The sequence below is a fragment of the Mycobacterium sp. genome, from assembly GCF_044342925.1.
In the GTDB taxonomy this organism is placed as follows: domain Bacteria; phylum Actinomycetota; class Actinomycetes; order Mycobacteriales; family Mycobacteriaceae; genus Mycobacterium.
Window position 1 is genome coordinate 22,108 of sequence record NZ_JBIIOV010000008.1, and the last position, 13,752, is coordinate 35,859.

The following is a 13,752-nucleotide window of genomic DNA, read 5'->3' on the forward strand; positions in this document are numbered from 1 at the left end:
CGCCCGTGCGACGCTGGTGGCGTGTCCCATCCATCCACGTCGGTGACCCGGCTGCGGGAGAAGCAGCGCAGCGCGCGGGAGAACCTCGACGCCGTCCTGGACAGCACACCGCTGGCCACCGTTGCGTTCGTCCGCGACGGCCACCCGGTGGCCCTGCCGATCGGGTTCGCCCGGCTCGGCGATGAACTGGTGATCCACGGGTCTACCGGCTCGCCCTGGCTGCGCCACCTCGCCGACGGTGCGCCGGCCTCGGTAGCGGTGACGCAGCTCGACGGAGTCGTTCTGGCGCGCAGCGGTTTTGAGTCGTCATTCCACTACCGCAGCGCGGTCCTGTTCGGTCGTTTCGAAGGCGACAACTGGTCGGTGAAGATCGGCGACGGCTGGCCCGAGGACGACGCCGCCGACGTCGCCGCCGGAGGATGGGCCGGGGTGGTGCCGATGGTGACGACCTACGGAAGCCCGCTGCGGGCGCCGGACTGCGACGAGTCCGTCCCGGGTGTGGTGGTGGTCGCGTGGCTGGCGCTGTACGTCGGCGCGCACACCTTCACCGATGTGATCGGAGGGATGTTTCTCGGTGGGGGGATTGTGGCGCTGTGTGGGGCGGTTTACGGGTGGCCGAGGCCGTGCGTTCGACCGACATTGAACTAGCGGCTAAGGTCAGCTGAGCTGCGCGCGACGACCATGACGGCGAGTGTCTCGGCCTGATCGTCCGCCCGGGAAGCAAGAAGCCGGTACCACAGGCTGATATCGGGGCCGACCCGGCGCACGTAGTACGACCGCTCCGAATCTTCTGCTCCCGGCGCACGGATATCGGATTGCCGCGGGTCGATGTCGGGGTCGCTCATCAGCGAAAGCTCCTCGTTCACCAACTCGCGCTCCTGATCCGAAAGCTTCACCATCGAGATGGCCGCATCGTCGGTCAGAACCACGGTGCGCCGTGGAATGGGGGCCATATCCACGGCAAAGCCGGCTGAGCGACCTTCGGTCACCAAGGACTTCTGTTCGGTGAGTGCTGCCTGAATGTTCTCGGTCACCTCGGGCAATCTGTCGATGCCGACAAGCTGGCCTTGCGCCATCTGCATTTCGGCCCGCTTGATCTCCCCGATAGGGATCTTGGCCCCGTCTTTACCCAATTCGATCGACCCGACAATCCGGGGAGCGAACCCGGCGATGACGGCCAGGATCATCCCGAAGAAGCCGAAGCCGAGCACTGCCGCGGTGTCCTGGTTGGTGAACAGACCGGCACCGGCTATCGCAAGGGACGCGACGCTCATGAAACCCAGGAAAACCGAGCCGGCGGCGGACCTGTCCTTGTCCCTGCTCATGAGTACGAGCGTAGGGGCGACTGGAGGGGTGTGAGTGAGAGGGTGCCCCCGGCAGGATTCGAACCTGCGGCCTTCTGCTCCGGAGGCAGACGCTCTATCCCCTGAGCTACGGGGGCGCACATGCTGCGCCGTCGGGCTGACACAGCCTAACGCATAGGATGAACCCCCGTGACCCCCGCCGATCTCGCTGAGCTGTTGCGCAGCACTGCCGCCGCTGTGCTGGCCGAACACGGCCTGGACACCGCGGCGCTGCCGGCAGGAGTCACCGTCGAGCGGCCGCGCAACCCCGAGCACGGCGATTACGCCACCAACCTGGCTCTGCAAGTAGCCAAGAAGGTGGGCGCCAACCCACGTGACTTGGCCGGCTGGCTGGCCACCGCGCTGGCCGCCACCGACGGCATCGCCTCGGCGGACGTGGCCGGGCCCGGCTTCGTCAACCTGCGCCTGGAGACCTCCGCCCAGGGCCTCATCGTCGCCAACGTGGTCGCCGCCGGAAACACCTACGGCAACTCCACCGCGCTGGCCGGGCAGAACATCAACCTCGAGTTCGTCTCGGCCAATCCCACCGGCCCCATCCACATCGGCGGCACCCGGTGGGCGGCCGTCGGCGACGCCCTCGGCCGGCTGCTCAGCACCCAGGGTGCGGACGTGGTGCGCGAGTACTACTTCAACGATCACGGCGGCCAGATCGACCGGTTCGTCAACTCACTGATCGCCGCGGCCAGGGGCGAGCCCACCCCCGAGGACGGCTACGCCGGCGCCTACATCGGCGACATTGCCGCTCAGGTGCTGGCCAAGGACCCCGATGCGCTGAGCCTGCCGCAGCCGGATATGAGCGAGCGGTTCCGCGAGATCGGCGTGGATCTGATGTTCAATCACATCAAGGCTTCGCTGCACGAGTTCGGCACCGACTTCGACGTCTACACCCACGAAGACTCGATGCACACCAGCGGCCGGGTGGACCAGGCGATCGCCAAGCTGCGGGCCAACGGCGCGATTTACGAGAAGGACGGCGCAACCTGGTTACGCACCACCGACTTCGGTGACGACAAGGACCGCGTGGTCATCAAAAGCGATGGCCAGCCCGCCTACATCGCCGGTGACCTCGCCTACTACCTGGACAAGCGGCAGCGCGGTTTCACCCTGTGCATCTACATGCTGGGTGCCGACCACCACGGTTACATCGCCCGGCTCAAGGCGGCCGCCGCCGCGCTCGGCGACAACCCGGACACCGTCGAGGTACTGATCGGGCAGATGGTCAACCTGGTCCGCGACGGCCAGCCGGTGCGGATGAGTAAGCGGGCCGGCACCGTGATCACTCTCGACGACCTCGTCGAGGCCATCGGCGTGGACGCCGCCCGGTACGCGTTGATCCGCTCCTCGGTGGACTCGCCCATCGACATAGACCTGGCGCTGTGGTCGTCGGCGTCGAGTGAAAACCCGGTCTACTACGTGCAATACGCCCACGCCCGGCTGTGCGCGCTGGCCCGCAACGCCGCTGACCTCGGGGTGACAGCCGACACCACGCACTTGGATCTGCTCAGCCACGACAAAGAGGGCACCCTGATCCGCAACCTCGGCGAATTCCCGCGGGTGCTGCAATCCGCGGCGAGCCTGCGCGAACCGCATCGGGTATGCCGCTACCTCGAGGATCTGGCCGGCGACTACCACCGGTTCTACGACTCCTGCCGGGTGCTGCCGATGGGCGATGAAGCACCGGGGAGCCTTCATCAGGCCCGCCTGGCGCTGTGCGAAGCCACCCGTCAAGTGATCGCCAACGGGCTGGGCATTCTCGGCGTGAGCGCTCCGGAGCGGATGTGAACGTCCATCCCGCCGGCCCGCGGCACGCCGAGGAGATCCACCACGGCGACGCCCCGCCGCGTCCGCAGAACGCCGATGAGCTGCTGGTGCTGGCCCCGAAAGTGTGGCCGCGCAACCTCATTCGACGCACCGACGGCGAAGTGAGCGTCGCCGGGGTGACGGTGACCGACCTGGCCCAGCGTTTCGGCACGCCGCTGTTCGTCATTGACGAGGACGACTTCCGCAGTCGGTGCCGCGAGATCGCCGCCGCCTTCGGGGGTGGTGCCAACGTGCACTACGCGGCCAAGGCGTTCCTGTGCGGCGAGATCGCCCGATGGATCGCCGAAGAGGGACTCTCCCTCGACGTCGCCAGCGGTGGCGAGTTGGCCGTGGCGCTGCACGCCGGATTCCCCGCCGAGCGGATTGCCTTGCACGGCAACAATAAGTCCGTCGACGAGCTGACCGCCGCGGTCAAGGCCGGCATCGGCTACGTCGTGCTGGACTCGCTGTCCGAGATCGACCGGCTCGACGCCGTCGCCGCCGACTTCGGGCTGGTGCAAGACGTGATGGTGCGGGTCACCGTTGGCGTTGAGGCTCACACCCACGAGTTCATCGCCACCGCCCACGAGGACCAGAAATTCGGACTGTCACTGGCCGCCGGCGACGCGATGGCGGCGGTGCGCAAGGTCTTCGCCGCCAACAACCTTCGCCTCGTGGGCCTGCACAGCCACATCGGGTCGCAGATCTTCGATGTCGCCGGTTTCGAACTGGCCGCCCACCGGGTCATCGGGCAGCTGCGCGATATCGGCACTGAATTCGGTGTCGACAAGGCCGCCCAGATCGCCACCGTCGACCTCGGCGGTGGCCTCGGGATCGCCTATGTGCCACAGGACGATCCGCCGCCGATTGCCGACCTGGCCGCCAAGCTGGCCAGCATCGTCAAAGTCGAGTCCGACGCCGTCGGATTGGCTGTCCCCAGGCTCGTGGTCGAACCCGGCCGGGCCATCGCCGGCCCCGGCACCATCACCGTCTACGAGGTCGGCACCGTCAAGGACGTCGCCGTCAGCGGCAGCGCCTACCGCCGCTACATCAGCGTCGACGGCGGCATGAGCGACAACATCCGTACCTCCCTCTACGGTGCCGAGTACGACGTGCGCCTGGTGTCGCGGTCCAGCACGGCGGCCCCGGTGCTGGCGCGCATCGTCGGCAAGCACTGCGAGAGCGGCGATATCGTGGTCCGCGACGCCTGGGTGCCCGACGACGTGGCGCCCGGCGATCTGCTCGGTGTGGCAGCGACCGGGGCGTACTGCTACTCGATGTCCAGCCGTTACAACCTGATCGGCCGACCGGCCGTGGTCGCTGTCCGCGACGGTGCGGCGCGGCTGGTGCTGCGCCGGGAGACGGTCGACGATCTGATCAGTCTGGAGGTGCGGTGACCAACACGAATACCGAGAAGCCGATCGGTGTCGCAGTGCTCGGCCTGGGCAACGTCGGGCGCGAGGTGGTACGCATCATCGAGGCGAGCGCGGCCGATCTGGCCGCGCGCATCGGCGCGCCGCTGGAACTGCGCGGAGTCGCGGTGCGCCGCGTCGCCGACGATCGCGGCGTGCCCCTGGCGATGTTGACCGACAACGTCGAAGACTTGGTGTCCCGCGAGGACGTCGACATCGTCGTCGAACTCATGGGCCCGGTGGAGCCGGCGCGCAAAGCCATCCTGACCGCTCTGGAGCACGGTAAGTCGGTGGTCACCGCCAACAAGGCGCTGCTGGCCCAGTCCACCGGCGAGCTGGCCGAGGCGGCTGAGCGGGCGCACGTGGACCTCTACTTCGAAGCGGCCGTGGCCGGGGCCATCCCGGTGATCCGCCCGCTGACCCAGTCGCTGGCCGGTGACACCGTGCTGCGGGTGGCCGGGATTGTCAACGGCACCACCAACTACATCCTGTCCGAGATGGCCTCTACCGGAGCCGATTACTCCTCCGCACTGGCCGACGCCAGCGCGCTGGGTTACGCCGAGGCCGATCCCACCGCTGACGTGGAGGGTTACGACGCCGCGGCAAAGGCGGCCATCCTGGCCTCTATCGCGTTCCATACCCGGGTCACCGCCGACGACGTCTACCGCGAGGGCATCACCAAAGTCAGCTCGTCGGACTTCGATGCCGCTCGGGCGTTGGGCTGCACCATCAAGCTGCTGGCCATCTGCGAACGCATCACCAGCCCCTCTGAGAACGGCGAAGCGCAGGAACGGGTTTCGGCTCGTGTCTACCCCGCGCTGGTGCCGTTGGAGCATCCGCTGGCCACGGTCAACGGCGCGTTCAACGCCGTCGTCGTCGAGGCGGCGGCCGCTGGGCGGCTGATGTTCTACGGCCAGGGCGCCGGCGGCAACCCGACCGCGTCGGCAGTCATGGGCGACGTGGTGATGGCCGCCCGCAACCGGGTGCAGGGCGGCCGGGGGCCGCGCGAGTCCCGTTATGCCGAATTGCCGATCGCGCCGATCGGCATCATCCCCACCCGGTACTACGTCAGCATGACCGTCAAGGACCGCCCCGGCGTATTCGCAGCGGTGGCAACTGAATTCGGCAAACGTGAAGTCAGCATCGCCGAGGTGCGCCAGGAGGGCATCGCCGACGGGGTGGCGCGTATCGTCGTGGTCACCCATCGGGCCACCGACGCCGCCCTGTCCGAGACCGTCGCCGCGCTGGCCGGTCTCGACGTCGTTGAGGAAGTCACCAGCGTGCTGCGGCTGGAAGGAACGAGCGAATGACCGATGAGCGTCTTGCGCGAAGAGCATCGGATTCCGATGAGCGTCTTGCGCGAAGAGCATCGGATTCCGATGAGCGTCGTCCGCGAGGGTTTGCGGACTGCCGGGGCCGCGCCGGATGCTCGTGGCCCGGACTGATTGAGGCATACCGCGACCGGCTGCCCATGGCTGCCGACTGGACCCCGGTGACGCTGCTGGAAGGCGGCACCCCGCTGGTGCCCGCCCCACGCCTGTCCGAGCGCACCGGCTGCACCGTGCACATCAAGGTCGAGGGCCACAACCCCACCGGTTCGTTCAAGGACCGCGGTATGACGATGGCGGTCACCGAGGCGGTGGCCCTCGGCCAGAAGGCCGTGCTGTGCGCGTCGACCGGCAACACCTCGGCCTCCGCCGCTGCCTACGCTGCCCGGGCCGGCATCACCTGTGCGGTGCTCATCCCGCAGGGCAAGATCGCGATGGGCAAGCTGGCGCAGGCCGTCATGCACGGCGCCAAGATCATCCAGATCGACGGCAACTTCGACGACTGCCTCGAGCTGGCCCGCAAGCTGACCGCCGACTACCCGACGATCTCGCTGGTCAACAGCGTCAACCCGGTGCGCATCGAGGGGCAGAAGACCGCGGCCTTCGAGATCGTCGACGCCCTCGGCGCGGCTCCTGACATCCACGCCCTGCCGGTCGGCAATGCCGGCAACATCACCGCGTACTGGAAGGGTTACACCGAGTACCACCGCGACGGTGTCAGCGCGAATCTGCCGAAGATGCTCGGCACCCAGGCCGCCGGGGCCGCGCCGCTGGTGCTGGGCCACCCGGTCAGTAAGCCCGAAACCCTGGCCACCGCCATCCGGATCGGGTCGCCGGCGTCGTGGGACGGCGCCATGGCTGCCAAGGAACAGTCCGGCGGACGGTTCCTGGCAGCCACCGACGACGAACTGCTGGCGGCCTATCACCTGCTGGCCCGCGACGAAGGTGTGTTCGTCGAGCCCGCCTCGGCTGCCAGCGTGGCCGGGCTGCTCAAGGCGGTCGACGACGGCTGGGTGCGCCCCGGTTCGACGGTGGTCTGCACCGTCACCGGGCACGGCCTGAAAGATCCCGACACCGCGCTGCGCGACGTGCCGCCCGTCACCCCGGTGGCCGTGGACCCGGCGGCCGTCGTGGCAGCACTGGGCCTGGACTGAGGCGACGTTAGTTGACCGTCTTGCTGCCTGCCGGGATCGCCGGTCGTGCGACCGTAGCAGCGTCCAGTGCCAACCTCGGACCGGGCTTCGACAGCCTCGGATTGGCGCTGGCGCTCTACGACGAGATCAGCATCGAAACCACCTCCGGTACAACGACGGTCGAGGTCGAGGGGGAGGGGCAAGGGCAGGTTCCCGCCGGATTCGACAATCTGGTTGCGGTGGCCGTCCGCCGCGGTCTGGAAGTCTCAGGTGTCGTGGCTGAAGGATTGAAAATCAACTGCCGCAACGCTATTCCGCATTCGCGCGGTCTGGGCTCATCGGCGGCGGCAGTGGTCGGTGGCCTGGCGGCCGCCAATGCCCTTGTGTCCCAGACTGATGTGCCGCCGTTATGCCGCGAGCGGTTGATTCAGGTGTCCGGCGAGTTCGAGGGCCACCCGGACAACGCCGCCGCCTCGGTGCTCGGCGGCGCAGTGGTCTCCTGGACCGAGGAGACCGAAGCGGGCGCCGTGCCGGGTTATTTCGCCGCACCGCTGCGGCTGCACCCCGACATCCGGTTGTTCCCGTGCATTCCCGAAGTACGTTCATCGACCGCCGAGACCCGCGTGCTGCTACCGGCGCAGGTCAGCCATCGGGCCGCGCGGTTCAACGTCAGCCGTGCGGCATTGCTGGTCCTGGCCCTCACCGAGCGTCCCGACCTGCTGATGGCGGCCACCGAGGACGTTCTTCACCAGCCCCAGCGAGCCCCGGCCATGCCGGCGTCGGCGACATACCTGCAGCTCCTGCGGCAGAACGGGGTGGCTGCGGTGCTGTCCGGGGCGGGCCCGTCCGTGCTGGCGCTCACCAACGGCGCCGAGCTGCCCGCCCAGGTGGTCGAGTTCGCCGAGGAGCACGGTTTCACCGCTGCCGAGGTGGCGGTCGGTGATCCGGTGTGCTGGAGCGCCGATGTCACCGTTGCGCCGCAGGAGAACCGCAGGTGAGGCTTTCTTGCCTTGCGGATGCGAAGCGGGTTATTCTCGGTTGCGTCCGGCAACTGCATGGTGGGTATGACTACGCCTGGGACAATCACCAAACCTTTTGAGTGTTGATTCAGTGGATTGACGACGGGCCCTCGGGCCTTCGATCGACAGCCACTGACACCGAAACCGGTGAGTCTTGCGTGCAGCGGATTTGCTGAACGCCACAAACCCCGCGAGAACAAGAACCGCGAGGGAAAGAAAGGAAATCCGTGACCGATACGGACCTAATCACGGCTGAAGACCGTCCCGAAACCCCCGGATCCGGCCGTGGCGCACTGGCCACCATGGTGCTGCCCGAACTGCGGGCACTGGCCAGCCAGGTCGGCGTCAAGGGCACGTCCGGGATGCGCAAGGGCGAACTGATCGCCGCGATCAACGAGGTTCGCCACGCCGGCTCGGGCAACGGCGGCCACGGGGCCAACCAGGCCAAGAGCCAGGACGCCGGACCTGACCAGTCCCACGAGAAGAGCGCCGACGCCCGTTCCGAGAAGGCCACCGAGAAGGCCACCGAGAGGGCCTCTGAGAAGGCCACCGAGACAGTCGACGACAAGCCCCGCGGCGGCGAGGAACACCGCGCCCAGGGCGATGGCGAGTCCACCCAGAAGGTGCAGGCCAGCAGCGACGACAAGCCGCGTGACGCCGAGCCGAGCCGTCGAACGGACAACGGCCGTCAGGAGAGGTCTCAGGACAGGGCTCCCGAGCGGGCCAGGAACGAGACTCGCGCTGAGGTCTCAGTGGCCTCAGTGGCCTCAGCGGCCTCGGCGTCCGAACAGGGCGGTGGCGACTCGAACGGCGGTCCCCAGAACGACGACGACGGCCGGCAGGGCCGGCGCGGGCGGCGGTTCCGTGACCGTCGCCGCCGTGGCGAACGCACCGGCGGCGAAGGTGCCGGCGGCAACGAGGCCGAACTGCGCGAGGACGACGTCGTCCAGCCGGTCGCGGGCATCCTCGACGTGCTCGACAACTACGCGTTCGTGCGCACCTCCGGCTACCTGGCCGGCCCCAACGACGTCTACGTCTCGATGAACATGGTTCGCAAGAACGGCTTGCGTCGCGGCGATGCCGTGACCGGCGCCGTGCGGGTTCCCCGGGAAGGCGAGAGCGGCGGTAACCAGAACCAGCGGCAGAAGTTCAACCCGCTGGTGCGCCTGGACAGCGTCAACGGTGGCCCGGTCGAGGCGGCCCGCAACCGTCCGGAGTTCGGCAAGCTCACCCCGCTGTACCCCAACCAGCGACTGCGCCTGGAGACCACCACCGAGAAGCTGACCACCCGCGTGATCGACCTGATCATGCCGATCGGCAAGGGGCAGCGCGCCCTGATCGTCTCGCCGCCCAAGGCCGGCAAGACCACGATCATGCAGGACATCGCCAACGCGATCACCCGCAACAACCCCGAATGTCACCTCATGGTCGTGCTGGTCGACGAGCGTCCCGAAGAGGTCACCGACATGCAGCGTTCGGTCAAGGGTGAGGTCATCGCCTCCACCTTCGACCGGCCGCCGTCGGACCACACTCAGGCCGCCGAGCTGGCCATCGAGCGGGCCAAACGACTGGTGGAGCAGGGCAAGGACGTCGTCGTCCTGCTCGACTCGATCACCCGACTCGGTCGCGCCTACAACAACGCGTCTCCGGCCTCGGGCCGCATTCTGTCCGGCGGCGTCGATTCCACCGCGCTCTACCCGCCCAAGCGGTTCCTCGGCGCAGCTCGCAACATCGAGCACGGCGGCTCGCTGACCATCATCGCCACCGCCATGGTCGAGACCGGCTCCACCGGCGACACGGTGATCTTCGAGGAGTTCAAGGGCACCGGCAACGCCGAGCTCAAGCTCGATCGCAAGATCGCCGAGCGCCGGGTGTTCCCGGCCGTCGACGTCAACCCGTCCGGCACCCGCAAGGACGAGCTGCTGCTCTCGCCCGACGAGTTCGCGGTCGTTCACAAGCTGCGCCGAGTGTTGTCCGGCCTGGACAGCCACCAGGCCATCGACCTGCTCATGAGCCAGCTGCGCAAGACCAAGACCAACTACGAGTTCCTGGTTCAGGTGTCCAAGACGGCACCGGGCGCGATGGACAACGTCGACTAGGACGGTCCTACTGCGCGTCGAGATTGCACTCACGCAGGGAAAGTGCGAGAGCACGCCTGCGTCACGTCAATCTCGGCGGTGAACGTATTGATCGCCGCGTCGCAGGGTGCGACGCGGCGATCGATCCGGCATGGACGGTTGGACGCTCGACGCCTACCGCTGGGCCGCGTGGCCAAGAGGCCACGGGCGGGGTGGGCGGCGTTCCCGGGTGGGAGGCCAACCGGCAGGATGCCGGTACCTGGGTTTACCCACCACCGGCCGCCCTTAAACCTTCTCGCTCGACTGGTTTGGGCAGGTCGACGCCGAACTGGCATACTGAGATACGACCAAACCTCAGGTACCGGTTCACGTCCGCATTCGCGCTGGCGACCCGGCGACCAGACCAGAAGAGGACACTAATGAAAACCGGTATTCACCCCGCCTACGGCGAGACCACCGTGGTCTGCGGCTGTGGGAACTCCTTCACCACGCGAAGCACCAAGGAGAGCGGCCACATCGTGGTCGAGGTGTGCTCGCAGTGCCACCCGTTCTACACCGGCAAGCAGAAGATCCTCGATAGCGGCGGTCGCGTGGCCCGCTTCGAGAAGCGGTACGGCAAGCGTCCTGCCAAGGCCGAGGCTGCCGAGAAGTAGCTGCCCGACCGACGCCCGTCCGCCGCATCCGCGTGGGGCCGGGCGTCGGTTTGCGTTGCGGCACAAGCGATAAGGACTTCAGCATGACGCAGAGCGCACCTCCGGATGCGGTCGACGCCGTCGTGTCCGAACACGCCGATCTGGAACGTCAGCTGTCCGATCCAGAGCTGCACGGCGACGCCGTCAACGCGCGGCGGGTAGGCAAGCGCTTCGCCCAGTTAGCGCCGATCGTGGCGACCTATCGCAAGTTGGAGACGGCCCGCGGCGACCTGGAAGCAGCCCGCGAGCTTGCCGCCGACGACTCCTCCTTCGCCGCCGACGTGACCGAGTTGGAGGCGCGGGTCGCCGAATTGGACGAGCAGCTCACCGACATGCTCGCGCCGCGCGATCCGCATGACGCCGACGACGTGGTGCTGGAGGTCAAGTCCGGCGAAGGCGGCGAGGAATCGGCGCTGTTCGCCGCCGACCTGGCGCGGATGTACATCCGCTACGCCGAGCGGCACGGCTGGACCGTCACCGTGCTCGACGAGACCTTCTCCGACCTGGGCGGCTACAAAGAAGCCACCATCGCCATCGGCAGCAAGGGCGACTCCGTCGACGGCGTATGGTCGCGGTTGAAGTGGGAGGGCGGCGTGCACCGCGTTCAGCGCGTCCCGGTCACCGAGTCGCAGGGCCGGGTGCACACCTCAGCCGCCGGTGTCCTGGTCTACCCCGAGCCCGAAGAGGTCGAACAGGTCCAGATCGACGAATCCGATCTGCGCATCGACGTCTACCGGTCTTCCGGCAAGGGCGGTCAGGGCGTCAACACCACCGACTCGGCGGTGCGGATCACCCATCTGCCCACCGGCATCGTCGTCACCTGCCAGAACGAGCGCTCGCAGCTGCAGAACAAGGCCCGCGCCATGCAGGTGCTCGCAGCGCGCCTGCAGGTGCTCGCCGAGGAGCAGGCCCAGGCCGACGCGTCCGCGGACCGGGCCAGCCAGATCCGCACAGTCGACCGTTCCGAGCGAATCCGCACCTACAACTTCCCCGAGAACCGGATCGCCGACCATCGCATCAACTTCAAGGCCCACAATCTCGACCAGGTGCTCGACGGCGACCTCGACCCGCTACTCGACGCGCTGGCGGCGGCCGACAAGCAAACCCGGTTGCAGCAGGCATGACGGCGCCCTCCCGTGTCAGCAGCCTGCGCGAGGCGATCGCCGCCGCGGCGACCGTTCTGGCCGAAGCCGGAATCGACTCGGCCCGAAACGATGCCGAACTGCTGGCCGCCCACGTCGCGGGTGTGGAGCGCGGCGGGCTGATCCTCGTCGACCCCGACGACGGCTTCTTCGGGCGATTCGACGACGCTGTCGCCAACCGCGCCAAACGTGTTCCACTGCAGCACATCACCGGCACCGCGGCCTTCGGCCCGGTGCTGCTTGAGGTCGGCGCCGGGGTGTTCATCCCGCGGCCGGAGACCGAGGCCCTGCTGGAATGGGCATTGGCGCAAAGCCTTCCGCCACGACCCCTCGTCCTGGACCTGTGCACCGGCTCCGGCGCGCTGGCCGTGGCGCTGTCCACACAGTTACCCGATGCCCGGGTGATCGCCGTCGACGACGATCCTTCGGCTCTGGACTACGCCCGGCGCAACACGGCCTCGACCGGCGTGCGACTGCTGCGCGCGGACGTCACGGACCCGCGGTTGTTAACCGAACTGGACGGTGCGGTCGATCTGGTGGTCTCCAACCCGCCCTACATCCCATCCGGCGCCGTGCTGGATCCCGAAGTGGCCCGCCATGACCCGGCACACGCATTGTTCGGCGGAGCCGACGGCATGGCCGTGATCGGCCCGATCGTGCGGCGTGCGGTGGACTTGCTCAAACCAGGCGGCCTGCTCGCGGTCGAACACGACGACTCCACTTCAGAAGCCGTCGTGGCCACCCTCGACGCTACGAGGACCTTCGCCGATGTGACGGCTCAGCGGGATCTGACCGGCCGGCCGCGGTTCGTGACGGCCCGGCGCTACCGGGAAACTGAAGCAGGAGGGCAGCCATGAGCCAGACGTTCGACTGCCGTGACCCGCGCAACCGCGGCGACGCCATCGCCGCGGCGGCCGCGGCCCTCAAGAGCGGCCGGCTCGTGGTGATGCCCACCGACACCGTTTACGGCATCGCCGCCGACGCCTTCGACAGCGAGGCCGTCTCGGCCTTGTTGGCAGCCAAGGGCCGCGGGCGGGATATGCCGGTCGGCGTGCTCGTCGGCTCCTGGCAGACCATCGACGGCCTGGTCTACTACGTTCCAGACACCGCCCGCCAGCTGATCCGGGCGTTCTGGCCCGGCGCGCTGAGTCTGGTCGTTCAGCAGGCGCCGTCGCTGCGGTGGGACCTCGGCGATGCCCGGGGCACGGTCATGCTTCGGATGCCGTTGCAGCCGGTGGCTCTTGAATTATTACGGGAGACGGGGCCGCTGGCGGTGTCCAGCGCGAACATCTCGGGCCAGCCGGCCGCGACCACCGCGCCGGACGCCCAGTACCAACTCGGCGGTCTGGTGGACGTCTATCTCGACGGCGGACCGTCTGCGGAGCAGGCCGCTTCAACGATCGTCGACCTGACCGGATCCGCGCCTCGCCTGCTGCGCGAGGGGCCGATCAGCACGGCCGCGGTCGCGGCGGTGCTCGGTGTCGAGCCCGCCGCTCTGACCGATGCCGCACCGACCGATGCCGCACCGGTTGCGGGGGAGTAGCGCGTGGCGGGAGACACGGTTTTCCTGGCGCTCTCCCAGGGCGCGGGCGTGCCCGTGCGGGAACTCGCCCTCGTCGGCCTGACCGCTGCGGCCGTCACCTACTTCGCCACCGGCGGGGTGCGGGTGCTGGCCACCCGCCTGGGTGCGCTGGCCTACCCTCGCGCCCGCGACGTGCATTTGTCGCCGACTCCCCGGATGGGCGGTCTGGCGATGTACCTGGGTGTGGTCGTGGCGGTATTCC

At 68.2% G+C, this 13,752-nt stretch carries 12 protein-coding genes, 1 tRNA gene and 1 pseudogene; 12 read left to right on the forward strand and 2 right to left on the reverse strand.

From position 1 onward, the window contains the following. Nucleotides 1-21 precede the first annotated feature (21 nt). Nucleotides 22-648: a pyridoxamine 5'-phosphate oxidase family protein gene (locus tag ADBZ6I_RS02015; RefSeq protein ID WP_526380345.1), complete on the forward strand. Its 627-nt coding sequence runs from the start codon at nt 22-24 to the stop codon at nt 646-648. Here the strand turns inward: ADBZ6I_RS02015 and ADBZ6I_RS02020 are convergent. After that, nucleotides 645-1,325: a hypothetical protein gene (locus ADBZ6I_RS02020; RefSeq protein ID WP_526380347.1), complete on the reverse strand. Its 681-nt coding sequence runs from the start codon at nt 1,323-1,325 to the stop codon at nt 645-647. The two genes, ADBZ6I_RS02015 and ADBZ6I_RS02020, sit on opposite strands and share 4 nt — an antisense overlap. Nucleotides 1,326-1,368: 43 nt before the next feature. After that, nucleotides 1,369-1,441, reverse strand: a tRNA-Arg gene (locus tag ADBZ6I_RS02025). 52 nt (nt 1,442-1,493) lie between these two features. Here ADBZ6I_RS02025 and argS point away from each other — a divergent pair. The 11 genes and pseudogenes from argS to ADBZ6I_RS02080 all read left to right on the forward strand — a co-directional run. Further along, a complete protein-coding gene (gene argS, locus ADBZ6I_RS02030; RefSeq protein WP_526380349.1) occupies nt 1,494-3,146 on the forward strand; it encodes an arginine--tRNA ligase in 1,653 nt (550 codons plus the stop codon). 35 nt (nt 3,147-3,181) lie between these two features. Beyond that, nucleotides 3,182-4,561, forward strand: a complete 1,380-nt coding sequence (gene lysA / locus ADBZ6I_RS02035) for a diaminopimelate decarboxylase (protein WP_526380371.1) — start codon at nt 3,182-3,184, stop codon at nt 4,559-4,561. Then, nucleotides 4,558-5,886: a homoserine dehydrogenase gene (locus ADBZ6I_RS02040; protein ID WP_526380351.1), complete on the forward strand. Its 1,329-nt coding sequence runs from the start codon at nt 4,558-4,560 to the stop codon at nt 5,884-5,886. The genes lysA and ADBZ6I_RS02040 overlap by 4 nt, the downstream gene beginning before the upstream one ends. After that, nucleotides 5,883-7,058, forward strand: coding sequence for a threonine synthase (thrC, locus tag ADBZ6I_RS02045; protein WP_526380353.1), 1,176 nt, complete (start codon nt 5,883-5,885; stop codon nt 7,056-7,058). The genes ADBZ6I_RS02040 and thrC overlap by 4 nt, the downstream gene beginning before the upstream one ends. An 11-nt stretch (nt 7,059-7,069) precedes the next feature. Then, nucleotides 7,070-8,035 carry a homoserine kinase gene (thrB, locus tag ADBZ6I_RS02050; protein WP_526380355.1) on the forward strand — a complete coding sequence of 322 codons (966 nt, stop codon included), beginning with the start codon at nt 7,070-7,072 and terminating at the stop codon, nt 8,033-8,035. Nucleotides 8,036-8,283: 248 nt separating this feature from the next. After that, nucleotides 8,284-10,155, forward strand: a complete 1,872-nt coding sequence (rho, locus tag ADBZ6I_RS02055; RefSeq protein WP_526380357.1) for a transcription termination factor Rho — start codon at nt 8,284-8,286, stop codon at nt 10,153-10,155. A 398-nt stretch (nt 10,156-10,553) separates the two neighbouring features. Then, the gene (gene rpmE, locus ADBZ6I_RS02060) at nt 10,554-10,787 is read left to right on the forward strand and encodes a 50S ribosomal protein L31 (protein ID WP_313675590.1); all 234 of its coding nucleotides are present in this window, start codon (nt 10,554-10,556) and stop codon (nt 10,785-10,787) included. An 83-nt stretch (nt 10,788-10,870) separates the two neighbouring features. After that, a complete protein-coding gene (prfA, locus tag ADBZ6I_RS02065; protein WP_526380359.1) occupies nt 10,871-11,950 on the forward strand; it encodes a peptide chain release factor 1 in 1,080 nt (359 codons plus the stop codon). After that, on the forward strand, nt 11,947-12,825 hold the full coding sequence (gene prmC, locus ADBZ6I_RS02070; RefSeq protein ID WP_526380361.1) for a peptide chain release factor N(5)-glutamine methyltransferase: 879 nt from the start codon (nt 11,947-11,949) through the stop codon (nt 12,823-12,825). Before prfA ends, prmC begins: the two co-directional genes overlap by 4 nt. Beyond that, entirely contained in the window at nt 12,822-13,511 is a 690-nt protein-coding gene (locus tag ADBZ6I_RS02075) for an L-threonylcarbamoyladenylate synthase (protein ID WP_526380363.1), read from the forward strand. Before prmC ends, ADBZ6I_RS02075 begins: the two co-directional genes overlap by 4 nt. Before the next feature lie 3 nt (nt 13,512-13,514). Next, nucleotides 13,515-13,752: pseudogene (locus tag ADBZ6I_RS02080) on the forward strand (undecaprenyl-phosphate alpha-N-acetylglucosaminyl 1-phosphate transferase); the annotation flags it as partial.

Coding starts and splice junctions, on each gene's coding strand:
- prfA (WP_526380359.1), top strand. CDS start 10,871: ATGACGCAGAGCGCACCTCCGGATGCGGTCGACGCCGTCGTGTCCGAA.
- ADBZ6I_RS02020 (WP_526380347.1), bottom strand. CDS start 1,325: ATGAGCAGGGACAAGGACAGGTCCGCCGCCGGCTCGGTTTTCCTGGGT.
- thrC (WP_526380353.1), top strand. CDS start 5,883: ATGACCGATGAGCGTCTTGCGCGAAGAGCATCGGATTCCGATGAGCGT.
- ADBZ6I_RS02075 (WP_526380363.1), top strand. CDS start 12,822: ATGAGCCAGACGTTCGACTGCCGTGACCCGCGCAACCGCGGCGACGCC.
- rpmE (WP_313675590.1), top strand. CDS start 10,554: ATGAAAACCGGTATTCACCCCGCCTACGGCGAGACCACCGTGGTCTGC.
- prmC (WP_526380361.1), top strand. CDS start 11,947: ATGACGGCGCCCTCCCGTGTCAGCAGCCTGCGCGAGGCGATCGCCGCC.